Below are 26503 nucleotides of genomic sequence, written 5' to 3' on the forward strand. Positions count from 1 at the left end.
GAGAATCTCACTCGATGCCGTACATTTGATGGAACCGCCCCTCCATGAATAAAGTGAGTGACACGTCACCTCAAATCGGATTGTTGTATTCGGGCAGTAATGGTGACCGATGAAGGGGACTGCTGAGATGATGTACTGCTTGGCGGAAAACGAATTGGGGTTGAATTCCCCGCTGCAAGCGACGGGGGATTCTATTAAACCAAGGGAAGGACGCTCATTTCCTGGTTAATGAAACTGCTTTATAGGGGGATATTAAATAGTTTTGATAGCATTCAAGGCTCCAAGAACTGTTCTTTTCCAGACTCCGGCATTTCCGGCATAGTTTGTCTTACTGATTGCAGTTATCCATTGTTCCGGTTCTGCTCCTTGCTTCAGCTTATCGTAAAATACTTTTTTTGCAATGAACTTGCAGAAGTGATCATAGGACTCTTCGGTATTTTGATACTGCTTGTATTGAGATTTCCATGAAGCGTTGTTTTTTCCTGTTAACCCGAAGTGATTGTTTAATTTTGTTGCAACCCGTGAGGTACCGGCACCCGACTCAACAAGAGCTATAGCTAATATGACATTGGCTGGAATAGCATATTCTGCGGCTTTTGAGTCAGCATGGTTTTTATGGGTAATAACATAATCAGTTGTCACCCTGTTTGCAGCAAGAGCAATGTTTTGGGATGGAATCAGTGAGGTGACGAAAAAGAAGAACAACAAGATTGCTTGATTGAAATACTTTCGACTAATCTTGTTGGCAAGAAAAATATTATGGTTGGATAATGCAGTCATTAATTTTTCGTTATGATTGGTTCTTTGAATATGTGTGAATATACCACAAGGCTATATTCAAATTAAAGTTATCAAAAGCGGTACAGCAACTCCTGTGTGATTTCCAAGCTGATATCTATCTTACCGCTTGACTTATCATGTTTAAAAGGAGCTCGATAGCATTAATTCAGAATCATATCGGCAAGAAAAAGTGCCTGTATATGCTATTACAAACTTGCAAGGTGTCTCTTGATACCTTGTTTGTTGATCATATGTGGGTTCGGAGAATGGTGTTGAAGGTTTTGTTAAAACGCTTGACGACAAGAAAAGGAAAAACGCCAGTACAGGATGTATCGTCGTAATGCTTTAATGAGCGGTTTACGGAGTAGATGAGTGATCGATCTATCGGGTGAATCATAGGCATTATTTTTTTTATATACTCCAATGTATGAATATATCTCGTAAAAACAAAAACAATATACACTATAAATGCGTTTCTCCTTTAATATCAAGAAGATAGAGCTCTTCAGGATTTTTAGCAGCGGGGCACCATTTTAACGAAGAGTATCCAATGGAACCTGGCGAACGGGAAATAGAGCCTATCATCAGGAACGTTGTTTCTGAAAGACAAGCATCATCGTCCTGGATTTTCTGGCCGTTTGAGTTGCGAAAAAATAAACCGGCTTTTCAGGTTATTTCTTTCTCAGTGCAAGAGCCGTCCAGATTGCCCCGAGCAGATCGATTACCCCAAAGAGAAGGAGCATGGGACTTGCAAGGCCAGACCAAACAAAGGCGGTAAAAAAAAGAATGACTGATGCGCGGGCATAGACTGTCCAGTGGAAAAACTCGGTCATCTCCTGGCGGACTGCCTGAAAGTCGTAAAAAGCCAGGAGGCAGGCGAAGAATCCTGTGACTCGAATCCAGACTTCACCTGTGGCGGCAAAACCAAAAAACATCAAAATGGGGTTGGGCATTACCATGAGGCCGCAGCCCATAAGCAGCTCATAAATTCCAAATACGAAAACACTTTTCGCTGCATTGCTCATTTTTTCCTCCTTAGAGTTTTTTATCCAGGCTTTGAAGATTATCATTGGGGCCATTGAATGGTTATGCCGTGTCAATGATCATTTTCCAACAGTAACTTTTCCCGCAATATACTGTTTGCTGTGAATTTATCTTGTGGTCGTCTGTCATGCGGTGGGTAGAAAATGCATTATTCTGTTATAACTGTAGCTATTGGGTCAAGTGGCCTGTTTGTAAAAAAACGGCAACATCTCTCTTCTGAGTTGAAGAAAGAACAGTTCAAGTGATAACTTGTGAGGACAATAGATAGAGGAACCGTTGTCGCTGGCCAAAACAGATTCCTCTTTCTCCTCTTCAACACAAGAAGACATTATGACCATTTTACTTGGTAGAGTTGATCGCATCTTTGATTCACTTGAGCATTTCTGGGAGCATAAGCAGACGAAGCGAACTGCTGCGAATGTTCTGATTATTGCTTTTCTCGCGGCTCTCTTCCTCATAGAGTTTCGTCGTCAGGGATGGCTGCCGGAGGAACTTGCATTGATGGTGCCGTCGAGCCACTATTACGCAATTAATATAGCCTTTTCCATGCTGCTTGGCCTTGAAGTTCTTGGCTTGGTTTTCAGTCTTGCGAACTCGCTTTCAGATTCGGTTGGCAAGCAGTTTGAAATTCTTTCGCTTATTCTGCTTCGGCAATCGTTTGAGGAATTTATCCACTTTAACGAACCTCTGGTGTGGGTGGAGACATCAAAACCTGTACTGCACATTCTTTCCAATGCTGGCGGTGGTCTTCTGATTTTTCTCCTCCTCGGCCTTTATTACAAACTTCAGCAACATCGTGTCATTACACAAAGCTCTGTTTCGACAGCAGATTTTATTGCATCAAAAAAGCTGGTTTCGCTTTTGCTTTTAATCACTTTTATCGGAATTGGTATCACTGATCTCCTCTTTTACCTCTCATTTAAGCCGATATTTGATTTTTTTGCCATTTTCTACACGGTTCTTGTTTTCAGTGATGTCTTGTTGGTGCTGGTTTCTTTACGCTACAGCTCAAGCTATGAAATCCTTTTTCGCAACTCTGGCTTTGCTGTCGCCACAGTGGTTGTTCGGCTTGCACTGACGGCTCCGCCCTTTTTTAATGTTCTTCTCGGTATTGGAGCAATGGCTTTTGCTATTGGCATTACCTTTGCCTACAACGGGTTTAAAAAAACAGAGATCGTAAAATCGTTATCTGCAGCTTTACCGGAAAAAAGCGCATAAAACCATGATTATCTCTTTTCAGCAGACCACTATCGGCAGGGTTGCAGTAGCCGAGCTTGATGGTGCGATAACGAACCTTTTTTTTGCTGATGAGATTGTGCCGCAACAAGCAGCAGTCGGGGAAACGGAACTGCTCACGCAGGCTTTCCGACAGTTGAATGCCTATCTTCAGGGAGAGTTGAAAGATTTTACGCTTCCGCTTGCCCCTTCAGGAACACCTTTTATGCAGCGTGTCTGGAAGAATCTCCGCACTATTTCCTATGGATCAACGGCGACCTATCAGGATATCGCCCTCGCTTCAGGAAATCCCCATGCAGCGAGGGCGGTGGGGATGGCGAACCACAAAAATCCAATTCCTCTTTTCATACCCTGTCACCGGGTTATTGGCAGTAAGGGTGCACTTACTGGCTATCGTGGCGGACTCCAGTTGAAAATGGTTCTGCTGGAGCTTGAGCGAAGGGGTTGTGGTTAGTTGAGAAATGTGCAAATAATCCAAATTTTCTGGAAGATTGTCTATCGTTATGCAACTTTCAGCAACTTATGTTGTTAATCTGATGTTATGATTGTACAAAGAGATAGGTGATTGCAAAAGGAGCGTAATTTATTTGTGGCGAGTTGAGTGTGATAGAGGTTTCTCGTGACATACCGGTAGCACGACTTGAAAATACGTTTTTCGGGATTGTCGATATCGAAGATTCAGGGTTTGAACTGGCTCGTGAAAATCACCGTCACGATTTTTTTGAGATTCTCTGGTTTACCTCTTCGGTCGGTGTGGCTCATTATATTGATTTTGAACCCTATCCTGTCGAATCGGGTCTTGTTTATTTTATGGCTCCCGGTCAGGTTCATGCCTATGAGGGGCCATCTCCATCAGGTTATGTTATTGTTTTTTCGCTTGAGATGTTCAGTACAATCATGAACCCGCAACTCCGGGTGTTGTTTAATCCTTTCATGAACAGCGGGGTCAGGATAGGCGAGAGTGAGCATGGAGTGCTTCTTCAGTTGGCAGGGCTTATGGCTCTTGAATGCCAGGGGAAGAAGGACTTTTTCATTCTGCGCTGTTATCTCAAGGTTTTTCTGCTTCAGATTGCAAGAATCCATCATGAATCTGCTTTTGCGCTTGACAAGGCCGGTCAACGCATGAGCTTGCTGTTTGAGTTGCTGGAAGCAAATTTCCGCAAGGAGCGTCATGCCGGGTTTTATGCTTCGGCACTCGGTATTACTCCAAAACGACTCAACGAAATTCTTCACCAAAAATTCGATCTGACGTTGACTCGTATCTTGCATATCAGGCTTATTCTTGAGGCCAAGAGGGAGATCGCGTATGGCAGAAAAAGTTTCAAGGAGATCGCTTTTGAGCTTGGTTTCAGCGATCAGGCTTACTTCAGCCGTTTTTTCAAGGTTCAGACTGGCATGATGCCGGCAGCCTTCCGGAGCAGGATGTTCCGGCATGTAAAAAGTGATGAGGCAGATATTGGTTCAGATGGATAATTAATAAAAGATGATGAGTACATATTTGATGAAAAGATTTTTTCGTATTCCGGTTTTGATCGGCATGTGCGTACCGCTGTTTTTTTCCGGTTGTGGATCGGGAGGAGGTGGTAAAGATCCCATGAAGCAGGGAACTCCGGCCTTACCGGTTATGACGCTCAGCACCTCTGACGCGAGTGTGAAAGAGGAGTATTCAGCTCTTCTTGAAGGAAAGGTCAATGTTGAAATTCGTCCGCAACTCGATGGTACGCTTCAGAAAATATATGTTGATGAAGGGGCATCTGTAAAAGCAGGGCAGCCTCTTTTTAAAATTGATGACCGGGTTTACCGCGAGCAGTATAACAGTGCGTTTGCAGCTCAACATGCCGCTGAAGCTGGGCTGGCTGTTGCAAAGCTTGAGGTCGAAAAACTGCTGCCGCTGGTTCAGAACAAGGTGATCTCGGATATTCAGCTTAAAATTGCGCGGGCAAACTATCAGGCCTCACTTGCTGCTGTTGAGCAGACGAGAGCCAGCGCCCGTTCTGCAGCCGTTAATCTTGGTTATACGGTTATCAAGGCTCCGGTAAGTGGTTATATCGGTAAAATCCCTTTCAGGATTGGCAGTCTGCTCAGTCAAAACCAGAGTGAGTGGTTGACGCTTCTGAGCGACGTCAGTGAGATCTATGCTTCGTTCAGTATGAGCGAAATTGCTTTTATGCGTTTTCGTCAATACTATCCCGGAGTGACATTACAGGAAAAAGTTCGGCAAGTTTCACCGGTTTCGCTGATTATGGCAGATGGCAGCACGTTTTCGGAAAAAGGAGCCATCAGTACTATAAGCGGCCAGTTTGATCAGGCAACAGGCTCCGTCAGGATAAGGGCGGTTTTTCGCAATCCGGAAGGGGTGCTTCGGTCAGGCAATACCGGCAAGGTGGTCATCGAATCGCTTTCACGTAATGTGCTGCTGGTTCCGCAGGCTGCTACCGTTGAGCTGCAGGACAAAGTCTTTGTTTTTCAGCTTGCAAAGGATAACAAGGTGACGAAGCGGGTGATTGTTGTTTCGGCAAAGAGTGGCAACAATTATATCGTGAGTTCAGGCGTGAAACAGGGGGATGTTATTGTTACAGCCGGAATTGAAAAATTACAGGATGGGGCACTCATCAAGCCAATCAAGAAGTGATCAGCTTTCAGCAGCTTCCCGGTAATGCAAGAGTTTAATGGGTCGAGAGATATTTTTTCCGCACAGAGAGGGGAAAGCTAAACGCAGGTATTGACATGTTTGAACGATTTATTTCCCGGCCAGTTCTGGCTACTGTTATTTCGGTAATTCTGATCATTCTTGGAGTGGTGGGCATGAACCAGTTGCCCATTACCCGATTTCCCGATATTGCTCCTCCGAGTGTTTCGGTTACGGCAAGCTACCCTGGCGCCAGTGCAGAGACCGTTGGCCGTTTCTGTGGCTCCACCGCTTGAAGAGTCGATCAACGGGGTCGAAAACATGACCTACATGACCTCGACTTCAGCCAACGATGGCTCCCTTTCCATCACGGTCTTTTTCAAACAGGGAACCAACCCAGACCAGGCGGCTGTGAATGTGCAGAATCGGGTGTCGCAGGCTACCAGCCGACTGCCTGCAGAGGTTGTTCAGATCGGTGTTTCGACGATCAAGCGCCAGAACAGCCAGATTATGCTGATCAATTTGGCGAGCAGTTCCAAACAGTATGATCAGATTTTTCTGCAGAATTATGCCAAAATCAACATTGTTGATGATCTGGCAAGGGTTCCGGGTGTAGGTCAGGTTTCGGTGTATGGCAATATGGACTACTCCATGCGGATCTGGCTCCGTCCGGAGCAAATGGCTGCCTACAAGGTGACGCCGCAGGAGGTATCGGCAGCCATTCAGAGCCAGAACCTTGAGGCCGCTCCGGGATCCTTTGGCGAGAACAGCGGCGAGTCTATGCAGTACGTGATGAAGTATAAGGGAAAGAATGCTTTTCCCGGTGATTATGAAGATATTGTGATCAGGGCAAACTCCGATGGATCACTGCTTAAACTTGGCGATATCTCACGGGTAGAGTTCGGCGCTTACCGCTATACGGTCAATACCAGGGCAAACGGAGAGCCTGCTGTGGTGCTTGCGGTCTATCAGGCTCCGGGCTCAAATGCCAACAAGGTTGAAACCGAGCTTCGCAAGGCTCTCGAAAAAGCATCGCTCTCCCTGCCAGCCGGTATCAGCTACTCCATCCCCTTCAGTTCAAAAAAAGTTGTGGATGAGTCGATCCAGCAGGTTCAGCATACCCTTATTGAGGCCTTTTTGCTGGTTTTTCTTGTGGTTTTTCTCTTTCTGCAGGATTTGCGCTCAACCATCATTCCTGCAATTGCCGTTCCGGTTGCCATTATTGGCACCTTTTTCTTCATGAATCTCTTTGGCTTTTCCATCAATGTTTTGACCCTTTTTGGACTGGTGCTGGCCATCGGCATTGTTGTTGATGATGCCATTGTGGTTGTTGAAGCGGTTCATGCAAAAATGGAGCAGAAAAACTATCCGGCCAAAGTTGCTACGGTTTCGGCCATGCGGGAAATAACCACAGCAATTGTTACCATTACCCTTGTGATGGCATCGGTCTTTCTTCCGGTCGGTTTTCTTGCGGGTTCAACCGGCGTCTTCTACCGGCAGTTCGCCTTTACCCTTGCGATTGCCATTCTGATCTCGGCAGTCAATGCCCTGACGCTCAGTCCGGCACTTTGCGCCCTTTTTCTTACCAATCTGCATGATGCGGATGGTGAAGCAAAACATAAAAAGCTGAAAAAATTCGGTGGGGCGGCTCACCGCTTTTTTATCGGGTTCAATGCCGGTTTTGACTCCCTGAAAAGCAGATACCTCCGGAGCCTTATCTTTCTGATCCGTAACAAAAGTATCACCTTTGGTATGCTTGCGTTGATTGTTGGCATTTCCGTCTGGATGCTCAAAACGACGCCGACCGGATTTATCCCTGACGAAGACAACGGGTTTGTCATTGTCTCCGTCAACCTGCCTCCCGGAGCCTCTCTTGCCCGTACCCAGATTGCCATGGGAAGGGCTGAAACCATCCTGCGCTCCATGAACGGGGTGAAAAAAGTGGTATCGGTTTCGGGTATCAATATTCTGACAAGAAGCTCCTCCCCCTCATCTGGCCTGATGTTTCTTCAGCTTAAAGATCTGAAAGATCGAGGGAAAGATGGGCATATCAAGAAGATTCTGGCCTCAATTTCACAGCGCCTGGGCAGCATCAAGGAGGGCTCTTTTTTCGCCCTTGCAATGCCAACGGTGCCTGGTTTCAGTACGGTGGGTGGCCTTGAATTTGTATTACAGGATCGCAGTGGGGGGAGTCTTGAAAAGTTCAATGGTGTTGCGCAGGGGTTTATCGGTGAATTGATGAAACGACCTGAAATCGGTTTTGCATTTACCACCTTTAATACCTCTTCTCCTCAGTACGAACTTGTTGTGGATAATGTCAAGGCTGGTCAGCTTGGGGTGAATGTCAAAGAGCTTATGACGGTCATGCAGGTCTATTATGGCAGTATGCAGGCTTCAGACTTCAACCGTTTTGGCAAGTACTACCGGGTCGTGATGCAGGCTGCAGCCGCAGATCGTTCAGAGGCCTCCTCCCTGAACGGCATTTTTGTTAAAAATTCCACTGGCTCCATGGTGCCGGTTACCTCGCTGATTACCCTGAAGCGGGTCTACGGCACGGAATCGGTTGACCATTTCAATCTTTTTAATGCGGTCTCTGTCAATGCCGTCGTCAAGCCGGGTTACAGTACGGGGCAGGCCATTAAAGCCGTTGAAGAGATTTCTCGCACCAGTCTGCCTGCAGGTTTTACCTACGACTGGAAGGGTCAGAGCCGCGAGGAGCTTGAATCGAGCGGCGGACTGATTTTTATTTTTATGCTTTCCCTGCTGTTTGTCTACTTCCTGCTTGCCGCACTCTATGAAAGTTACCTTTTGCCGCTGGCGGTGATGTTCTCCATTCCGACCGGCCTGCTTGGGGTTTTTGTCGGGATTAAACTGGCGGGTATCGAAAATAATATTTATGTCCAGGTTGCTGTGATCATGCTGATCGGGCTTCTGGCCAAGAATGCCATTCTGATTGTTGAGTATGCCCTGCAGCGGCGGGTTGCGGGTAAATCGCTCTCTGCATCGGCCATTGAGGGCGCAAAGGCAAGGCTTCGACCGATTCTGATGACCTCGCTCGCTTTTGTAGCCGGGTTGCTGCCGCTCCTCTTTGTTTCAGGGCCAGCCGCACAGGGAAACCATTCCATTGGCGCGGCGGCCATTGGCGGGATGTTTGTAGGAATGCTCCTTGGAATTTTTGTTGTTCCGGTACTCTTTGTCACCTTCCAGTACCTGCAGGAGCGGATAACCGGGCCGGCCTGCACCATTGTTGAAGCAGGAGAGATTCTCGAAGAGGTCATCAACAGGGAAAAGGGGAGCGCCGGGCTGGTATCATGACAGGTAATGATGTATTAATGGTTGAGCTATGAGAAAACTGAAGAAAAATGGCGTATGGGTACTCCTGCTTGTGTTGATGGGCAGCGCAATGGCGGCCTGCAGTTCCGTCGGAGAGTATAAAAAACCGGAAGTGGCGTTACCTGCAGCTTACCGTGGTGTTGCATCCGGGGTTAGTAATGCGGATTCTCTCATCTCCCTGTTACCCTACCGGAGCTTTTTTGCCGACGAGGCATTACGGACGTTGATTGACAGTGCGATAGTGAACAATATTGATCTGCAGGTAGCACTGAAAAATATCGACTACGCCCGACAGAGCCTGAACTCTGCAAGGCTCGGAATGCTTCCTACACTCAACATTGGCGTTGACGGAAGCCTCAGCCGTCCCTCTGATAATGGCCCCCAGGCAAAAGCGGAACCGGACAAAACAACTGAAAATTATACGGCATCAGCATCCGCTTCATGGGAAGCCGATATCTGGGGGAAGATCCGCAGCAGAAAAAAATCGGCTCTCGCTTCATATCTGAAAACAGGTGAAGCTGCCAGAGCTGTGAGGACGAGACTGGTGGCAGATGTGGCTGATGGGTATTATAACCTGCTTATGCTTGATGCGCAGCTCGCCATGTCGAGAAAAAACCTTGCACTTGCCGATACGACGCTGCAGATGATCCGCCTTCAGTATGATGCCGGTCAGCTCACCTCTCTTGCCGTGCAGCAGCAGGAGGCCTCAAGACAATCCATAGCGCTCGCGATTCCGCAGCTTGAACAGAGAACCGCCGTGCAGGAAAATGCCCTCAGTTTGCTCTGCGGCAGGATGCCGGCAACTATTTTTCGTGACCGATCCCTTTTCACTCTCAAGGTGGTTGATACGATTCCGGCTGGCATTCCCTCTGCCCTGCTGCAGAACCGGCCTGATGTCCGGGCTGCAGAGTTGGCTGTAAGAGCGGCTCATGCCAATATGGGAGAAGCGAAAGCAACCCTTTATCCCTCTCTGACGATTACGGCTGAAGGAGGTGTGAATGCACTCCGTTCAAGCGATTGGTTTACCTTTCCAGGCTCTCTCTTCGGTTTTGTACAGGGCGCCCTTTTGCAGCCGATTTTTCAGCATGGTCAGTTGAAAGCTAAATACGAACAGTCAAAAATAGAACGGGATCAGTCGGAATTCGCATTCAAGCAGGCCGTACTCAAAGCGGTAGGAGAGGTCTCCGATGCATTGGTTGCAGTTGAAAAGGTAAAAACTCAGGAGCTGATTGCGGCGGAACGGGTTGCAACCCTTCAGACTGCACACTCCAACTCAGGAATGCTCTTCCGGAGTGGCATGGCGACCTATCTTGAAGTTATCGTAGCCCAGACCAATGCCTTGCAGGCTGAACTTGCTCTTGCTGATATACGGCGCCAGCATCTTGCGGCACTGGCTGAACTCTATCGTTCACTTGGCGGGGGATGGCGTTAAAGAGGTTGCCTCTCCGGAATTGTTTCCGGGAAGAGAATGTTAGTTGAAGAGCGTGTATGCAGATAATCAATCAGTGTCAGAGTAAGGAAAATCAGGAGCGTATGGATAGAACACAATATAATGCAACGGTTGTCGGTAAAATCATGGTCACGCCAGACCTGATGATCTTTCGGATCCATACTGACGAAGCAAGAGAGGAGTTTGAAGCGGGGCAGAATCTGCTTCTTGGTCTTTACGGATTTGAAAAACGCTCTTCAAATTCGGAGCCTGAACTGGTTCCTGCAGAGGGCGAAAAACTTATCCGGCGCCCTTATTCGCTTGCCTCGGAAAAGACCGAGACAAGGCAGCTTGAGTTTTACATTTCACAGGTCAAGTCGGGTCAATTGACCTCAAGGCTCTTCAACCTCAATGTTGGGGAGAGGCTCTACGTAGGCACCAAGATCACCGGCATCTTCCGTCTTGATGAAACGCCCGATGGCAGCGATATTGTGATGGTTGCCACAGGAACCGGAATTGCCCCCTACATCAGTTTTTTACGCTCCCATATCGTTGAACGGCCGGAAAGCAAGATGGTGGTAATACAGGGTGCAGCTCACCGCTGGGATCTTGGTTATTACAGTGAATTGACTTTTCTTGAAAAAAGTTTTGCAAACTTCTTTTATGTTCCGACTCTTACCGATGCCGATGATCGCTGGGATGGCTACCGCTATTGTATTGAGGAGCTGTTACGAAAGGATGTTTTGCAGAACGAGTTTAACATATCACCCGATCCCGAACGGACGCACTTTTTTGTCAGCGGGCAGCCTGAGATGGTGGGTCACGTGTCGGAGTGGCTCTCCGATTTCGGATATACACGCCATCACCCTGACGATCCCGGAGAGTTATATATAGAAGAGTTTTGAGCGCATGGCTGCTCCAGCGGTCATGGGTATTGATGTACTCTTCTTGTTCCTGATGTCCGGGATAGCAGAATCTGAAGAAGCGTTCAAGAAGGATATTGCGGCAAGAGAAGCTCATGAAAGCCATTCATCACCGGCTTTGTGGCAGGCAGCCGCCCAGATTTATAAAACATTTACGCAATGCACATTATCCATCCGATAAACGATTTTTTGTTTGAACTTTTCCCCAAGGCAAAAGAGGCGGGAAACAATATTGATGTACTGAAGCAGGAGATTGAGACCTTTTATACGGTAGGGCCTTTCAAGCCAGCGATTACCATCGTGCACGGCATCATCGATATCACGATTGAGGGTGACCTGATTGCACAGCACAACAGCCGCTATAACAAAGTCCTTGCACTCTGTGATGTCCGCCAATATACCGAGGCCAAAGAGCAGATCAGTCAGCTCATCAAGGAAGCTCCTCATATTTCAGAGTACCACCGGGTACTTGGCCAAATCCTTTCAGAGCAGGGCGAACAGGATGATGCCATCAACAGCCTTATCGATGCACTGCGCTGGGACCCGAAAAATGGGTGGGCGCTTATTATTACGGGCAACATTATGGCCCGCTATCAGCACGACCTTGAGACGGCTATGAAATACTATGAGTGCGCTCTGCAGCATAAACCCGACGATTATGTTTCCATGACGCTGATTGCCATCAACCTGATCCAGAACGGGAATCCGGATGCAGCACGGCAATACCTCGACAGGGCTTTTGCGGTTAATCCCGCTTATCCGAATATCTATTATGCCTTTGCCCTCCTTGCAGAGGCTGAACATCATTCCAGGGAAGCGTTTGAGATGTCGATTGTTGCGCTTTTCAAGAATCCCAAAAAGGATCTGCTCTATCAGCAATCGCTGAAGAGCGCCATGAAGGCGGCAAGTGAGATTATTGACGAAGAGGTCGGTGGTGATCTTGTCAATGCCTATGCCTCGACGCTGGAGGAGGAGTGCGGCAAGAAAATCGTTATCGAAACGGATACCGGGTTAAAGAGCGCAGCCAAAATCGAGTGTGCCGAAAACCACGACCGGAGCTACCACCTCGTCAAATACAATCCAGACTACCCGGCGGTTCACCATCTGATCATGCATGAGCTCGCGCATCTGCATTTTGCGGCTCAGGCACGACAGACAGGGAAAAACAAGCTCTTTGTCAGCAATGATGAGAACAAAAAGCGATTCCTGGGTTCCCATGAAAAAGATGCCAGGATGTTGAGCAAAAAAGGTTACGACGATGCGCTCATCGAGAACTATTATGCCTTGTTTCAGGTGCTGAACGCCCAGATCTTCAACACGCCGATTGATCTTTATATCGAGGATTATCTGTTTCAGAACTATCCGGCTCTCATGCCCTATCAGTTTCTTTCGCTGCTTGGCCTTATACAGGAAGGAATTTACGCAACGACCGATGAACAGATTCTGACCATTGCACCACCGGAAATCCTCTCGAAATCAAAGATATTTAATCTGGTCAAGGCACTGCACTTTCAAAAGCGGTATGGGGTGAACCTTATAGAAGAGCACAAGCCAACCACCGCAGAAAAAGAGCAGGCTGTAACCTTCTACCGCGAATATGAGGAGTGCCGAACCCGGCACACGCCCGGCGATGAATATGAACTGCTTCAGCGGTGGGCAAAGCAGTTATATCTGCAGAACTTTTTCGCACTCATTGAAGAGCCCGATTACCGGGAGCAAAGCGACCTTATCGAGCGCCTTTGCGCTGAAGTGCAGGTCGATTTGCCCGGCAAAGGTGATGCCGCCCATCCGGCAGACCAGAAGAGGCAGCTCTGCACCGAGGCGCATCAGGGCAAAGATATTAATATGGCCGTAACCCGGTTCATGGTCGAAGCACTGCATTACTTCAAAAATCTGACCGACTCGGAGATCACTGCCATTGCCATCCAAATAGGCCTGATGTGTGGGGAGGGAATAAACCCGGATGCAGAAGGCTACACCATCCCGCTCATAGCCGCCAGAACCTTCACCGGATACCAGGTGCTGGCCTACTATTACGTGAGCTGGGCAAAGGCATTCCCTGAGTACCTGCAGCAACTCCAGCTCCCGTTTGACAAAGAGTACGAATTTGCTCTTGAAATGTTGGGGATGGGAGGGGGATGAGTTCATACCGGGCCAGCATCTCTTCTGGTGAGTTTCATCTTTTCTCCCTGTTTTCATTACCGGCAGAGACCGTAGCCATTCCCTATACGTTATCGTCGTTCTCTATTATTGCACAGAGAGTGTGATGAGCCTTACTATTTGTCAACGAAAATCAGAGAGGAAAATATGTGCGGACGATTCGGGTTTTACGAACTGAAGTACTTTCTTGACCTTCTTCGCCAACTGGAGTTGCCGTTTGAAGAGAATCAGGACTACCCCCAGACGAATCGTTACAACATCCCTCCGGAAACAGATATTCTAACTTTGCAGGCCAACCATGGAGCTTATAAGCTCACCTCGGCACGATGGGGGTTGATTCCCTATTGGTCCAAAGAACTTCCCAAAATCAGGCCAATAAACGCACGCTCTGAATCATTGGTCTCGAAACCCTATTACCGACATCTTGTTGGGCGGAACCACTGCCTGATTCCAGCGAGCGGCTTTTATGAATGGGAGCGCATCGACGGTAAAAAGAAGCAACCCTGGTACATCCACCGGGCAGATGGCTTGCCCATGGCATTTGCCGGACTATGGGACACCTGGAAGTCGAAGCATACCGAAGAGCCCGCAATCACGACCTGTACCATCATCACTACAGTGGCAAATGAGCAGATAGCACCTCTCCATGACCGAATGCCCGTAATTCTCGAATCCGAAAACTGGAAAAGATGGCTCGAAGCTGATCCTCGAAATCTTTCGAAGATGCTGGTTCCCGCAGATAACGGCATTCTGGAAATGTATCAGGTATCAACACTGGTCAACAATGCCCGCTATCAGAGTGGCAACTGTATTGAGCAGGTTGAGTGACGGCATCAAGGCACGGGTTGAATGTAAAACGGTTATCACATGTCGTGAATTTTCGGTAAATACAAACAGGCTGTTTTAAGACCGAATTTCATAAAAAATGAACAATGCGCATTGAAGATATCATCCAAGGCAGTTCCCTTACAGGTCTTGAACCTTCGGCTGTTGCAACGGTTATAGCCGTTGTGCCAATTGCCGATGGAGCTGTCCGGGTTATCTACCAGACGCCTGATGGTACACTCAAAGAACGGCTTTTGGGCCGGACTGATGAAGCGAGCATTGCTGTTGCTATCAGTGAGCGCCCCTGGTCTTTTGACGGAGATGGTGAGGCATTCAAACTTACGGTTGAAGCCAAGCGCATTGATCTTGCTTTTCTGTTTGATCCGATGATGGCCGTTCATACTTCAAATGTAGAGCCCCTTCCGCATCAGATCACGGCTGTTTATGAAGCCATGTTACCCCGTCAACCGCTGCGGTTTGTTCTTGCGGACGATCCCGGTGCGGGCAAGACCATCATGGCAGGCCTTTACATTCGTGAGCTTATCATGCGTGCCGATGCTCGGCGTATCGTAATCGTTGCGCCCGGCAGTCTGGTTGAGCAGTGGCGTGAGGAGCTGTTCGAGAAGTTCGGGCTCGAATTCCGAGTATTCACCAGAGATCTTGAAGCGGCTACTCCGAGCGGAAATCCTTTTGAAGACATCGATCACCTTATTGTTCGTCTCGACCAGATGGCCCGAAACGAAGAGCTGCAAGAGAAGCTTTGTGCTGCCGGATGGGATCTTGTCGTGTTCGACGAGGCGCACAAGCTTGCAGCACACTTTTTCGGCAATAAAATGCAGAAGACGGGCCGCTTCAAGCTGGCCGAAAAGCTTGGGGCCCAGACTCGCCATCTCCTGCTGATGACGGCAACGCCGCACAGTGGCAAGGAGGAGGATTTTCAGTTGTTCCTCTCACTCCTCGACTCCGACCGCTTTTATGGCAAGTTTCGTGATGGTGTTCACAAGGTTGATTGTTCCGACCTTATTCGCCGCATGGTTAAGGAGAAACTGGTCAAGTTTGATGGCACACCTCTTTTTCCCGAGCGAAAGGCATATACAGTCAATTACCAGCTTTCAGACCTTGAAGCGGCACTCTACGAAGCAGTAACCGATTATGTGAAGACAGAAATGGGCAAGGCTGACCAGCTTGACGGTAAACGAAAGGGTTCCGTGGGCTTTGCACTCACCTCTCTGCAGCGTCGTTTGGCCTCAAGCCCTGAAGCCATTTTCCAGTCACTCAAACGCCGAAGGGAACGCCTCGAACGTCGTCTTCGTGAGGAAAAAATAGGAGCCAGAGGGCAAAAGCTTCTTGCTGAAACACTCATCGATGTTCCCGAGGACGAGGATGATTTCAACGCCGAGGAGCAGGAAACCATGGAAGAGACGCTGGTTGTTCAGGCCACCGCTTCACAAACCATTGCAGAACTCGATGGTGAAATATTCATTCTCCAGGCTCTTGAACAGCAGGCCAAAGGACTCGTTGCATCCGGCAAGGATCGCAAGTGGGATGAACTTTCACGCATTCTCCAGAACGAACCCCAAATGCGCGATGCTGGCGGGCGGATGCGAAAAATTATCATTTTTAGTGAGCATCGGGACACGCTTAACTACCTGCATGAAAAAATTGCCGGTGTGCTTGGCAGTCATGATGCAATCGTTGTCATTCATGGTGCCGTTCACCGTGACGACCGCCGGAAATCGCAGGAACTCTTTCGCTCTGACCCCGAAATCCGTGTGCTTGTTGCCACCGATGCAGCCGGTGAAGGTATCAACCTTCAGAATGCCAATCTGATGGTGAACTACGACCTGCCCTGGAACCCCAACCGCCTCGAACAGCGCTTCGGGCGTATTCATCGTATTGGCCAGCAGGAGGTCTGTCATCTCTGGAACCTTGTAGCCAAGGAGACTCGTGAAGGTGATGTCTATTTCCGCTTGCTTGAAAAGCTTCAAGTGGTCAGTGAAGCACTCAAGGGCGAGGTATTTAACGTTCTGGGTGAAGTGTTTGATGGCATCAGCCTCAAGGATTTGCTCATGCAAGCGATACGCTACGGTGACAAACCAGAGGTGCGTGCCCGCCTCAGCCAGAAAATTGATATCGCTCTCGATCTTGACCACCTGAAGGAGATTCTCAAACGCGATGCACTTGCGCAGGAAAGTTTCAGTGCGGAGCGTCTCTTTGCCGTGAAGGAAGAGATGGAAAAGGCCGAAGCCCGCCGGCTTCAGCCCTTTTTTGTTCGCTCCTTCTTTATGAAAGGATTTGAGTCGCTCGGAGGTTCAATCTATCCCCGAGAATCTGGCCGTTTTGAAATCACAAATGTTCCCGCCGAGTTGCGTGAACGCGACCGCCTCATCACCGGGCGTAATCGCCGCGATCTTGCTCCAGTGCTCCGCCGCTATGAACGGGTTTGTTTTACCAAGGAGTCCGTGCGTCCGGTTGATAAACCCGGCCTTGCCTTCGCCAATATGATTCATCCCGGTCACCCGCTTATGCTTGCTCTTAGTGATCTCTTGCTGGAGCAGCACGCCAACCTCCTCCGTCAGGGTACCATCCTTGTTGATCCGGCGGATGATGGCGATCAGCCCTCTTTGCTCTTTCTCCTTACCCACGAGGTGAAATCCGGTGATGGCATGGTCATTTCCAAACGCCTGCAATTTGTTCGGGTTTTACCCGACGGCAGCACTACCTTCGCTGGGTGGGCACCGCATTTAGACCTTGAACCACTTGCGTCTGCCCAGCGACCACTTCTGACAGAAACACTTGCTGCTCCTTGGCTCAACTCCGGACTCGAAAACCGTGCTCTTGCCCTGGCAGCATCTACACTTGTCCCTCAGCACTTCAGTGAGGTAGCTGACCGCCGGATTGCCCATATAGACAAGACTCTTGCCGCTGTCCACGAGCGTCTGACAAAAGAGATAAATTTCTGGTCAGACCGTTTCGAGAAGCTTACCGACGACAAAAAAGCAGGAAAGGATGTACGGCTTAACCTTGAAAATGTTCGCCGCACGCTCAGCGATCTCGAAGCCCGGCTGGAGCATCGCAAAAAAGAGCTGCTCTCCATGCGTCACGTCAGCTCCGCCACACCGGTTCTGCTCAGTGGTGCACTGGTTATTCCTGCCGGATTGCTTCGCTTCCTGCAAGGTGAATCTGCATCTTGCGGCTCTACATTTTCTGCTGATCCCGCAGCCCGTTCACGCATCGAGCAGCTTGCTATGCAGGCTGTCCGCCAGTCTGAAGAATCCAGAGGGTGCCGAGTAGTTGATGTCTCCACTCAGAAATGCGGTTGGGACATTACCTCATACCCGCCGGCAATTGATGGTAAACAACCTGAATCCCGCCATATCGAAGTCAAGGGGCGAATAAAAGGTGCAACAACGATTACCGTCACCCGTAATGAAATGCTCTATGCCCTCAATCAGGCCGAAAAATTTGTGCTGGCCATTGTGCAGGTTGATGAGAATGAGCAGATTGATGGCCCGTACTATCTACGGAACCCCTTCGATGCCGAACCGGGTTGGGGAGTATCATCAATCAATTTTGAAATCAGCGAATTTCTGAAAAAGGCAGAAATTAACTTGTGAAACTGTGAGCATTATGTTATCCGAAGATCAGCTAAAAGTATTATTGACCGATATGGAGGCCGATACTATTGAACGAACGACAGCAGTAAGTGATACCGATAAATTCAGTCAGGCGATCTGTGCATTTGCCAATGATTTGCCCAATCATCGAAACCCGGGTTATCTTTTGATAGGAGTAACGGACAAAGGAGTTCTGTCCGGGCTGACTGTTACTGATGAACTCCTCAAAAACCTTGGCGGTATTCGCTCTCAAGGCAATGTGTTACCCCAGCCTTACATGACTGTCGCCAGATTCGCACTCTCCGGTGGAGATGTAGCTGTTGTTGAAGTTCATCCCTGTGATCTTCCCCCGGTGCGTTATAAAGGACGGGTGTACATCAGAGTCGGGCCACGGAAAGGCATTGCCAATGAGCAGGAAGAGCGTGTTCTTACAGAACGGCGTGTTGCCCTTGCCCGCTCTTTTGATGCCCGTCCTTGTTCAGAAGCAACAATTGAAGACATCGCGTTAGGTCAATTTGATGCCTATCGGCGGGAAGCTGTTGATCCTGAAACCATTGCGGCAAACAATCGAAATATTGAATTACAGTTGGCATCTTTGCGGTTGTACGACCCCAAACCAGCCTGCCCAACGTATGGCGGTATATTACTTTTTGGGAAAAACCCCAGATTCTTTTTACCAGGAGCTTATGTTCAATATCTCAAGCTACCCGGAACAGATTTGACGGAACAGCCTGACGACCAGTCAGAGATTTCCGGCGACCTTCACACCTTGTTACGAGAGCTGGAAGGGAGAATCAAGCTTCTGATACAGACAACCATGCGCAAGGTCACTGCCTTTGAGGAAAAACTGCAACCTGACTATCCCGAGTGGGCGTTACGGGAGCTGCTTATGAATGCGGTTATGCACCGTAACTACGACAGTAATTCACCAATTCGCTTTTATGCATTCATCGATCATCTTGAGATCCAGAGTCCAGGTGGTTTGTATGGTGAGGCTACACCGGAAAACTTTCCTACTCGTAACAGTTACCGTAATCCAGTTATTGCTGAAGCCATGAAATCACTCGGTTTTGTGAACAGGTTCGGCTATGGTGTTCAGCGAGCGCAAGCGCTTTTGGTACAGAACGGCAACCCTCCTGCTCAATTTGAGTTCGATGAGCACTCCGTATTGGTCAAGATCTTCAGGAGGTTGACATGAAAACAATAGCCTTTTTTAATAACAAAGGCGGTGTAGGCAAGACCTCACTGGTCTATCATCTTGCCTGGATGTTTGCAGACCATGGCATAAAAACACTTGCGGTCGATCTTGATCCGCAAGCCAACCTCACGGCCATGTTTCTCGATGAAAATCGGCTTGAGCAATTATGGCCAGATGATGAGCATCCTGATACGGTTTATGGCTCAATTCGCCCGATTTTACGGGGAACAGGTGATATTGCTCAACCCAGTGTAGAAATGATCACCGAGACCCTCGGTCTTATTCCTGGCGACCTTGGCTTGTCGCGGTTTGAAGATAAACTTTCGGATGCATGGCCCCGGTGTCATAATCGTGATGAATCAGCTTTTCGAACAATGACAGCGTTTCATCGTCTTGTGCAGCGAGGATCGGAATGGGGCGCAGAACTGGTTTTGATTGATGTTGGCCCAAATCTCGGTGCAATCAATCGTTCGGCGTTGATTGCTTCCGATCAGGTTTGTTTGCCGTTGGCTCCTGATCTTTTCTCCCTGCAAGGTCTCAAGAATCTTGGACCGACACTTCGAGAGTGGCGTACCGTATGGGCGGAACTTCTCGCCAAAGCCCCTGCCGATTTGCCAATGCCCAGAGGGGCGATGCAGCCTGTCGGTTACATCGTTATGCAGCATGGCATTCTCGATACACGACCTGTCAAGGCATATAAACGCTGGATGGACAAGATACCTAAAGTTTATCGGGAAGCTGTTCTAAATGAACCAATTATCTCTTTGCCGCCTGTTGCGCAAGATCCATACTGCCTGTCACTCCTCAAGCATTACCGAAGCTTAATGCCAATGGCAATGGAGGCTCGTAAACCGATTTTTTTCCTGAAATCTGCCGACGGGGCGATTGGAGCCCACATCGAAGCTGTGAGGAGTTGCTATTCAGATTTTCAGAATTTGGCAGCTAAAATAGCGGCGGCGGCAGGAATCGCGTTTCAATGAGAAGATCTCAAGTTACCGCGCAAGTTACCGCGCAAGTTACCGCGCAAGTTACCGCGCAAGTTACCGCGCAAGTCGGCACCAAGTTGGCACTGAGTCGGCACCAAGTTCCGGCAAGCTGGTTGAGTATCCTGCACGGACTATACCGGCTTTGTTGCAGGCAGCCGTCCAGATTTATAACATATTTATGCAATGCACGTTATCCATCCGATAAACGATTTTTTATTTGAACTTCCCCAAAACCCATTCCTCGACGCTGGAGGAGGAGTGCGGCAAGCCATTTATTCCTTTATCTGTGCTTTATTCCACATGAAACCTGCAATAATATTGCCTATAACCTCCGTTATTACTTTTCTTTGATGTGAATAAATGATAAATAGGATGTGGTGTGTAATCTTTGTTCCCCAATGAACTTGAACTTATCTCTTCCATTATGAAACGATTGGTTAGGATTCAACCGGGGAGTTCCCACCTATGAAGCTTGTTCAGAACAGTGGGACAGACCGGGTCATCGACTACCTTCGATCGAAACTCACCGCAGGTTGCCAGTTTGATATGGTAACCCCCTCTTTTTCGCTGTTTGCCTTTTCCGGGATGCTTCAAGAAATGGTGGCACTTTTAACATGCCGTCTTCTTTTGCCGTCAACCATTACGGAACTTTCAATTCTTGGCTCTGAAGCCGATCGCGCTGCTCGTAACCGGTTGCAAAACCGTTGGATCGCAAGCCGCCTGCTGCAATGGCTTCAAAGCAAAAGCGAAGTGAAGCTTGCACCCGGTGCCGTGCCGCAAGGCGCTTTAGTTGTTCGTGATGGCGATGCAGTGCCAGAGCAGGTGCTGCTTGGTTCGCTGGCATTCACTACTGATGGACTTGGTTTGACTCCAGGCAACCCCTTGAATCTCATTCAGGCTTCTGAAACGCCTGAAGAGGCGTTATTGCTCAGCAAGTGGTTCGATGCTCAGTGGTCGGGTCTTGCAGAGAATCCAAAGGCCAAAACAGAGCTGATTGGTCTGATACAATCACTCGCTTCCCACAGAGAGCCCTTTCTCGTTTACTCGCTTATCCTCTATACTATCTTTAGCGACCGTAACGAAGATCTTGATGAAGAGCGTATCGTCAAGTCTGCTACAGGAATCCGCAATACCGTTGTCTGGAAGAAGCTTTACCGCTTTCAGCGTGATGGTGTTGTTGGTGCGCTTGACAAGCTCAATCGCTTTGGTGGTTGCATTATTGCCGACAGTGTCGGACTGGGAAAAACCTTTGAGGCTCTTGCCATCATCAAGTACCACGAACTCCGAAACGACCGGGTGCTGGTGCTTTGCCCGAAGCGGTTGCGTGACAACTGGACGCTCTATAAAGCCAATGACCGACGGAATTTTCTTGCGCCAGATCGCTTCAACTATGATGTCCTGAACCATACCGATCTTTCCCGAGACGGCGGGTTCTCCGGCGATATTGATCTTTCGCACGTCAATTGGGGAAACTACGATCTTGTCGTTATCGATGAATCGCACAACTTCCGAAACAAGGCGGCCAACAAAGGGAAGGAAACACGCTACGATCATCTGATGCGCAAGATTATCAAAGAGGGGGTCAAGACCCGGGTGCTCATGCTTTCGGCAACGCCGGTAAACAACCGGCTGGCTGATCTTCGTAACCAGATTGCATTTGCCACGGAAGGCAACGACACTGCCTTGCTTGCTCATGGCATCAGCAGTATAGACAGCACTACGCGATTAGCACAGAAGCAGTTTAATCGCTGGCTCGATCTTGATGAGGCGGAACGCATCCCGGTTCGTCTGATTGAAATGCTCGGCTTCGACTACTTTACCCTGCTGGATCTCCTGACCATCGCACGTTCCCGTAAGCATGTCGAAAAGTATTATGGAATCTCCGAAACAGGACGCTTCCCTGACCGCCTGAAACCAATCAATATCCAGGCTGACGTTGACCGGGCAGGTGAGTTTCGGCCTATCAGGGAGATCAATCAGGAGATTCGCCGTCTGAACCTTGCCTCTTATGCTCCTTTGCGATATGTACTGCCGCACAAGCAGGAGGCCTACGACCGGAAGTACAGTACCCGTGTACGGGGAGGCGAAGGCTTTTTCCGGCAGGCTGACCGTGAAGAGAGTCTGATCCACCTGCTTCGTATCAACATGCTTAAGCGGATGGAGAGCGCCGTTCCATCATTTGCGCTTACCGTTCAGCGCCAACTCCGGGATGTTCAATCGATGCTGGAACGTATCGAGGCAAAAACAAGCGAGCTTGAGGAGATTGATATTGCCGATATTGATCTTGACGACCCGGCATTTGAAAGCCTGCTCGTTGGTCGTAAAGTCAAGGTATTGCTTCAGGATGTGGATCTGATCAAATGGAAGCAGGAACTCATTGAAGATCGCAACAGGCTTGCCACTCTTTTCGCGGCGGCGGCCCAGGTTGATGCTGAGCGAGATGCCAAACTGGCAGCTCTGCGTGACGTTATTGCCGGGAAATGCCGGAACCCCATCAATCCCGGTAACCGCAAAATCATCGTTTTTACAGCATTTACCGATACGGCCCGATATCTTTACGAACAGCTCGCTCCGTGGGCGAAGTCTGAGCTTCACCTTGAGAGCGCTCTTATTGCCGGTTCCGGAAGTAATCAGACAACCATATCCGGATTGCGCAAGGATCAGTCCACTCTTCTCAGTGCGTTTGCTCCCCGTTCCAAGGAGCGTCCAGAATCGCTTGCCATAGAGGGAACTATCGATCTGCTCATCGCGACCGACTGTATCTCCGAAGGGCAGAACCTTCAGGATTGCGACTGGCTCATCAACTACGATATTCACTGGAACCCCGTGCGAATCATCCAGCGTTTTGGCCGGATAGACCGTATCGGATCGCCGAACAGTTGCATTCAGCTTGTCAACTTCTGGCCAAATATGGAGCTTGAGGAGTACATCAACCTTGAACAACGGGTAAGCGGAAAAATGGTACTGCTCGATATCTCCGCTACGGGTGAGGAGAACCTTATTGAGCAGCAATCCGGCAATCAGATGAACGATCTGGAGTATCGCCGCAAGCAACTTCTCAAGCTTCAGGAAACCGTTATCGATCTGGAGGATCTCTCCTCCGGAGTCTCCATCGCCGACCTCACCCTGACCGACATTCGCCTTGACCTTGCCCAATATCTGAAAGCCAATCCCGGAATATTGGAGACAATACCACCGGGAAGCTTTGCCGTTACCACCACAGCAGAGGCGGATATCGCTCCGGGCATTATTTTCTGTTTGCGTGCCGAGGGTGAAGCGGCCCGGCGAATTCCTGAAGCCGGGTATCCGCTTGGCACCCATTACCTCGTCCATGTTGGTGACGATGGCTCGGTGATTCTGCCCTACACACAAGCCAAGCAGATTCTTGACCGGCTCAAGCGTCTCTGCCTCGGTCGTGATATGGCCGATGCCGGAGCGTGTGCCCGTTACGACAAGGCGACAAAACAGGGTGAAGAGATGCTTGCAGCACAACGCCTGCTTGCTGCAGCCGTAGCCTCCGTGGCTGGAAAGAATCAGGAACGAGCCGTTGCAAGCCTGTTTACTCCCGGCGGTACGCACGCCATGAAGGGAGAATTCGCTGGCATCAACGATTTTGAGGTGATGGCATACCTTGTTATTCTGCCGGAGGCAACCGTATGAAGAGTCAAGCGCTGATCGCAGCATTTGACCTGCCCGAAAGCAGCCTGGTGAACCAGCGGGTACCCAGGAAGCTGCTGCTTGAAAACGGTGCACCCACTTCCGCCGACAAACGCTCTATCAATGAGGGGATTGAAGAGCTGATCTGGATTGCGGCACTCAAGCCGGTCACTGTCGGGGTTCCTGAGTTCCGGGACGAAAGCCATGAATATCTGGAAATTGCCGTTTTGCTGCTTACCTTGCGTGACGGAGCCAAAACCACGCGGCTGGTGGAACTGGTGCATCGGGCGATTCCTTATCCTGTTCTGCTTTTGACCCAGCAGGGTGCACCGTTATCGCTCTCTGTTGCTCACAAGAGGTGGTCGCAGAGTGAGGCTGGCAAAACAGTGCTTGAGGGCGATATTGTTTCCGTTGCATGGTCGCGTGAAGTTGATGCGGATATTATGGCCGATTTCCGTAACTCGCTCGCACTTGGTAGTCAACCACGCACCAATCTCCATGCTCTCTATCAGGGTTGGCTGGACTCAATGGTGGCCCTCAATGCTGCAAGAGTTACGGGGAATTTTACCCTTGCCGAAAACGCCGAATATGCTGCTGCCCGCCGTGATGCTTTGCGGGAGTGCGGTGTGTTGCAGGAAGAGATCGGTCGTCTGCGCACTCTGGCGGCAAAAGAGAGGCAGATACCCCGGCAGGTGGAACTGAACCTGGAACTCAAGCGGATTGATGCAGAACTGGCAACAACAAAACAAAAATTATGACCGAACACGAAGAGGCGACCATCAAGCCGTTAACCGCAAATGACCCTGAAGCCCAATCCGCCGATATTCTGGCGGGCAATATTGAGCAGTTGAAAACGCTCTTCCCTGAAGCGTTTACGGAAGGGAAGATTGATTTTGAGGTGCTCCGCCAACTGCTCGGTGGCACAGTAGAAGAGCGGGAGGAGAAGTACGGGCTCAACTGGCACGGCAAACGTAAAGCCCGGCAGCTTGCCCTTACCCCATCCACCGGCACCCTGCGCCCCTGCCCGGAGGAGAGTGTGGATTGGGAGACCACAAAAAATCTTATGATTGAGGGCGATAACCTTGAAGTGCTCAAACTGTTGCAGAAGAGCTACTCCGGCAAGGTGAAGCTCATCTACATTGATCCACCATACAACACCGGCAAGGATTTTGTCTACCCCGATAACTTCCAGGACAACATCAAAAATTATCTCGAACTCACTGGCCAGATTGAGGGTGGCCGGAAAATCAGCAGTAACACTGAGGCCAGCGGCCGGTTTCATACCGACTGGCTCAACATGATGTATCCAAGGTTGAAGCTGGCGAGGAATTTGCTGAGAGAAGATGGGGTGATTTTTATCAGTATTGATGATGGTGAGCTTGATAACCTTAGAAAGTTATGCGCTGAAGTTTTTGGTGACGAAAATTTTGTAGTTCAAATTATATGGCGTAAACGAAGCACTCCTCCAAACGACAAAATTATAGGAGCAAACCATGACTACATTCTCTGTTTCGCAAAAAACGCTATTTCAGTAAAACTTCAGCATAGAGAACGATCGGCGGATCAAATTGCCCGATATAAAAATCCTGACAATCATGCCAAGGGCCCATGGGCCCCGGGTGATCTCATGGCCAACATTAAGGGAGGACGATTTGTTAAATCATTGAACTTCCCAATAGTCAATCCACAAACAGGAGAGGAGCATTTTCCGGGGAACAACGGGAATTGGCGATTTTCAAGGGAGACTATTGCTACCCTTCTTGCGAATAATGAGATTTACTTTGGTGAGAATGGACGAGGAAAGCCAAAGTTAAAACGTTTCCTGTGCGAAGTGAAAGAGGGGGTAACCTACCCATCAATTTGGGATTTTGTTCCACTCAATACCAGTGGCTCTAATGAAATGGGTGCAATATTCGGAAATCCGACCATCTTCGAAAGCCCAAAACCAGTTGGATTAATACAAGAGCTCGTCGCTCTCGGTTGTGAGCCTAATGGAGTTGTATTGGATTTTTTTGCTGGTTCCGGTACCACTGGTCATGCTTTGATGGCCCAGAATGTTATTGATGGAGGAAATAGACGCTATATTCTTGTTCAACTTCCCGAACAGCTATACTTGGAAAATAATGAACAAAGGGTTTCCGGCGACTACTGCGATCAAATAGGCAAACCTCGTACCATAGTCGAACTCACAAAAGAGCGCCTCCGCCGTGCGGCCCGGAAAATCAAGGATGAGAACCCACTTTTCCCCGGTGACTTTGGTTTCCGCGTCTTCAAGCTTGATTCAAGCAACATCAATACCTGGGAACCGGATCGCGACAACCTTGAGCTTACCCTTCTTAACTCCATTGAACACCTAAAAGGAGATCGCACCGAGGCGGACATTTTCTATGAGTTGCTCCTCAAACTTGGCCTTGACCTCTGTGTCCCTATCGAGAAACGGACGTTTGCAGGCAAAGAGGTTCACTCCGTCGGCGGTGGTGTGTTGCTTGTCTGCCTTGCTACTCATATCACCCCTGATGAGGTTGAGCCTCTGGCTCAAGGCATTGTTGCATGGCACAAGGAGCTTGCTCCGGCAGGAGAGACGACCTCTGTTTTCCGCGATAGTGCCTTTGCTGATGATGTTGCAAAGACCAACCTTGCAGCCATTCTTCAGCAGCATGGCCTCGAAATCATAAGGAGCTTGTAG

The 26503-nt window shown here is 49.1% G+C and carries 19 protein-coding genes and 1 pseudogene; 17 read left to right on the top strand and 3 right to left on the bottom strand.

The window, feature by feature from the left end:
- Positions 1 to 252: 252 nt before the first annotated feature.
- From AC56AD_RS05525 to AC56AD_RS05535, 3 genes are all read right to left on the bottom strand, one after another.
- Positions 253 to 780, bottom strand: coding sequence for a glucosaminidase domain-containing protein (locus tag AC56AD_RS05525; RefSeq protein WP_012507883.1), 528 nt, complete (start codon positions 778 to 780; stop codon positions 253 to 255).
- Positions 781 to 1027: 247 nt separating this feature from the next.
- Positions 1028 to 1177, bottom strand: a complete 150-nt coding sequence (locus AC56AD_RS05530; RefSeq protein ID WP_190274028.1) for a hypothetical protein — start codon at positions 1175 to 1177, stop codon at positions 1028 to 1030.
- A 274-nt stretch (positions 1178 to 1451) separates the two neighbouring features.
- Positions 1452 to 1805: a hypothetical protein gene (locus AC56AD_RS05535; protein WP_012507884.1), complete on the bottom strand. Its 354-nt coding sequence runs from the start codon at positions 1803 to 1805 to the stop codon at positions 1452 to 1454.
- A 349-nt stretch (positions 1806 to 2154) separates the two neighbouring features.
- On the opposite strand from AC56AD_RS05535, the gene AC56AD_RS05540 reads away from it, so the two are divergent.
- The 17 genes and pseudogenes from AC56AD_RS05540 to AC56AD_RS05620 all read left to right on the top strand — a co-directional run bounded on the left by AC56AD_RS05540 (position 2155) and on the right by AC56AD_RS05620 (position 26503).
- Positions 2155 to 3042 (top strand): hypothetical protein, encoded by an 888-nt coding sequence (locus AC56AD_RS05540; RefSeq protein ID WP_012507885.1) that lies wholly within the window; start codon positions 2155 to 2157, stop codon positions 3040 to 3042.
- 4 nt (positions 3043 to 3046) lie between these two features.
- On the top strand, positions 3047 to 3514 hold the full coding sequence (locus AC56AD_RS05545) for a methylated-DNA--[protein]-cysteine S-methyltransferase (protein WP_012507886.1): 468 nt from the start codon (positions 3047 to 3049) through the stop codon (positions 3512 to 3514).
- 149 nt (positions 3515 to 3663) lie between these two features.
- Positions 3664 to 4533: a helix-turn-helix domain-containing protein gene (locus AC56AD_RS05550; protein ID WP_012507887.1), complete on the top strand. Its 870-nt coding sequence runs from the start codon at positions 3664 to 3666 to the stop codon at positions 4531 to 4533.
- A 28-nt stretch (positions 4534 to 4561) separates the two neighbouring features.
- Positions 4562 to 5692, top strand: a complete 1131-nt coding sequence (locus tag AC56AD_RS05555) for an efflux RND transporter periplasmic adaptor subunit (protein ID WP_012507888.1) — start codon at positions 4562 to 4564, stop codon at positions 5690 to 5692.
- A gap of 95 nt (positions 5693 to 5787) precedes the next feature.
- Positions 5788 to 9004 (top strand): annotated as a pseudogene (locus tag AC56AD_RS05560) (efflux RND transporter permease subunit).
- 28 nt (positions 9005 to 9032) lie between these two features.
- Positions 9033 to 10454, top strand: coding sequence for an efflux transporter outer membrane subunit (locus AC56AD_RS05565; protein WP_012507890.1), 1422 nt, complete (start codon positions 9033 to 9035; stop codon positions 10452 to 10454).
- 101 nt (positions 10455 to 10555) lie between these two features.
- Complete coding sequence (locus tag AC56AD_RS05570) at positions 10556 to 11356, top strand: ferredoxin--NADP reductase (RefSeq protein WP_041526717.1); 801 nt, start codon at positions 10556 to 10558, stop codon at positions 11354 to 11356.
- A gap of 4 nt (positions 11357 to 11360) precedes the next feature.
- Entirely contained in the window at positions 11361 to 11555 is a 195-nt protein-coding gene (locus AC56AD_RS05575; protein WP_041526449.1) for a hypothetical protein, read from the top strand.
- Positions 11534 to 13516: a tetratricopeptide repeat protein gene (locus tag AC56AD_RS05580; protein ID WP_012507892.1), complete on the top strand. Its 1983-nt coding sequence runs from the start codon at positions 11534 to 11536 to the stop codon at positions 13514 to 13516. Before AC56AD_RS05575 ends, AC56AD_RS05580 begins: the two co-directional genes overlap by 22 nt.
- The gene (locus tag AC56AD_RS05585; RefSeq protein ID WP_273278639.1) at positions 13513 to 13641 is read left to right on the top strand and encodes a hypothetical protein; all 129 of its coding nucleotides are present in this window, start codon (positions 13513 to 13515) and stop codon (positions 13639 to 13641) included. Before AC56AD_RS05580 ends, AC56AD_RS05585 begins: the two co-directional genes overlap by 4 nt.
- A gap of 40 nt (positions 13642 to 13681) precedes the next feature.
- Entirely contained in the window at positions 13682 to 14362 is a 681-nt protein-coding gene (locus AC56AD_RS05590; RefSeq protein WP_012507893.1) for an SOS response-associated peptidase, read from the top strand.
- Positions 14363 to 14466: 104 nt separating this feature from the next.
- The gene (locus AC56AD_RS05595) at positions 14467 to 17976 is read left to right on the top strand and encodes a helicase-related protein (RefSeq protein WP_012507894.1); all 3510 of its coding nucleotides are present in this window, start codon (positions 14467 to 14469) and stop codon (positions 17974 to 17976) included.
- Between the two features lie 13 nt (positions 17977 to 17989).
- Positions 17990 to 19174 carry an RNA/DNA-binding domain-containing protein gene (locus AC56AD_RS05600; protein WP_012507895.1) on the top strand — a complete coding sequence of 395 codons (1185 nt, stop codon included), beginning with the start codon at positions 17990 to 17992 and terminating at the stop codon, positions 19172 to 19174.
- Positions 19171 to 20154, top strand: coding sequence for a ParA family protein (locus tag AC56AD_RS05605; RefSeq protein ID WP_012507896.1), 984 nt, complete (start codon positions 19171 to 19173; stop codon positions 20152 to 20154). The genes AC56AD_RS05600 and AC56AD_RS05605 overlap by 4 nt, the downstream gene beginning before the upstream one ends.
- A 471-nt stretch (positions 20155 to 20625) precedes the next feature.
- The gene (locus AC56AD_RS05610; RefSeq protein WP_012507897.1) at positions 20626 to 23820 is read left to right on the top strand and encodes a helicase-related protein; all 3195 of its coding nucleotides are present in this window, start codon (positions 20626 to 20628) and stop codon (positions 23818 to 23820) included.
- Complete coding sequence (locus AC56AD_RS05615) at positions 23817 to 24575, top strand: DUF4391 domain-containing protein (protein ID WP_012507898.1); 759 nt, start codon at positions 23817 to 23819, stop codon at positions 24573 to 24575. Before AC56AD_RS05610 ends, AC56AD_RS05615 begins: the two co-directional genes overlap by 4 nt.
- Entirely contained in the window at positions 24572 to 26503 is a 1932-nt protein-coding gene (locus AC56AD_RS05620; protein WP_012507899.1) for a site-specific DNA-methyltransferase, read from the top strand. Before AC56AD_RS05615 ends, AC56AD_RS05620 begins: the two co-directional genes overlap by 4 nt.

The sequence above is a fragment of the Pelodictyon clathratiforme genome, assembly GCF_982375515.1.

What these genes read in the sequence shown, in the direction of transcription:
- AC56AD_RS05555 (WP_012507888.1), top strand. Translation starts at nt 4,562, where the DNA reads ATGAAAAGATTTTTTCGTATTCCGGTTTTGATCGGCATGTGCGTACCG.
- AC56AD_RS05570 (WP_041526717.1), top strand. Translation starts at nt 10,556, where the DNA reads ATGGATAGAACACAATATAATGCAACGGTTGTCGGTAAAATCATGGTC.
- AC56AD_RS05595 (WP_012507894.1), top strand. Translation starts at nt 14,467, where the DNA reads ATGCGCATTGAAGATATCATCCAAGGCAGTTCCCTTACAGGTCTTGAA.
- AC56AD_RS05575 (WP_041526449.1), top strand. Translation starts at nt 11,361, where the DNA reads ATGGCTGCTCCAGCGGTCATGGGTATTGATGTACTCTTCTTGTTCCTG.
- AC56AD_RS05615 (WP_012507898.1), top strand. Translation starts at nt 23,817, where the DNA reads ATGAAGAGTCAAGCGCTGATCGCAGCATTTGACCTGCCCGAAAGCAGC.
- AC56AD_RS05530 (WP_190274028.1), bottom strand. Translation starts at nt 1,177, where the DNA reads ATGATTCACCCGATAGATCGATCACTCATCTACTCCGTAAACCGCTCA.
- AC56AD_RS05545 (WP_012507886.1), top strand. Translation starts at nt 3,047, where the DNA reads ATGATTATCTCTTTTCAGCAGACCACTATCGGCAGGGTTGCAGTAGCC.
- AC56AD_RS05580 (WP_012507892.1), top strand. Translation starts at nt 11,534, where the DNA reads ATGCACATTATCCATCCGATAAACGATTTTTTGTTTGAACTTTTCCCC.
- AC56AD_RS05585 (WP_273278639.1), top strand. Translation starts at nt 13,513, where the DNA reads ATGAGTTCATACCGGGCCAGCATCTCTTCTGGTGAGTTTCATCTTTTC.
- AC56AD_RS05540 (WP_012507885.1), top strand. Translation starts at nt 2,155, where the DNA reads ATGACCATTTTACTTGGTAGAGTTGATCGCATCTTTGATTCACTTGAG.
- AC56AD_RS05610 (WP_012507897.1), top strand. Translation starts at nt 20,626, where the DNA reads ATGAAGCTTGTTCAGAACAGTGGGACAGACCGGGTCATCGACTACCTT.
- AC56AD_RS05600 (WP_012507895.1), top strand. Translation starts at nt 17,990, where the DNA reads ATGTTATCCGAAGATCAGCTAAAAGTATTATTGACCGATATGGAGGCC.
- AC56AD_RS05605 (WP_012507896.1), top strand. Translation starts at nt 19,171, where the DNA reads ATGAAAACAATAGCCTTTTTTAATAACAAAGGCGGTGTAGGCAAGACC.
- AC56AD_RS05620 (WP_012507899.1), top strand. Translation starts at nt 24,572, where the DNA reads ATGACCGAACACGAAGAGGCGACCATCAAGCCGTTAACCGCAAATGAC.
- AC56AD_RS05535 (WP_012507884.1), bottom strand. Translation starts at nt 1,805, where the DNA reads ATGAGCAATGCAGCGAAAAGTGTTTTCGTATTTGGAATTTATGAGCTG.
- AC56AD_RS05565 (WP_012507890.1), top strand. Translation starts at nt 9,033, where the DNA reads ATGAGAAAACTGAAGAAAAATGGCGTATGGGTACTCCTGCTTGTGTTG.
- AC56AD_RS05525 (WP_012507883.1), bottom strand. Translation starts at nt 780, where the DNA reads ATGACTGCATTATCCAACCATAATATTTTTCTTGCCAACAAGATTAGT.
- AC56AD_RS05590 (WP_012507893.1), top strand. Translation starts at nt 13,682, where the DNA reads ATGTGCGGACGATTCGGGTTTTACGAACTGAAGTACTTTCTTGACCTT.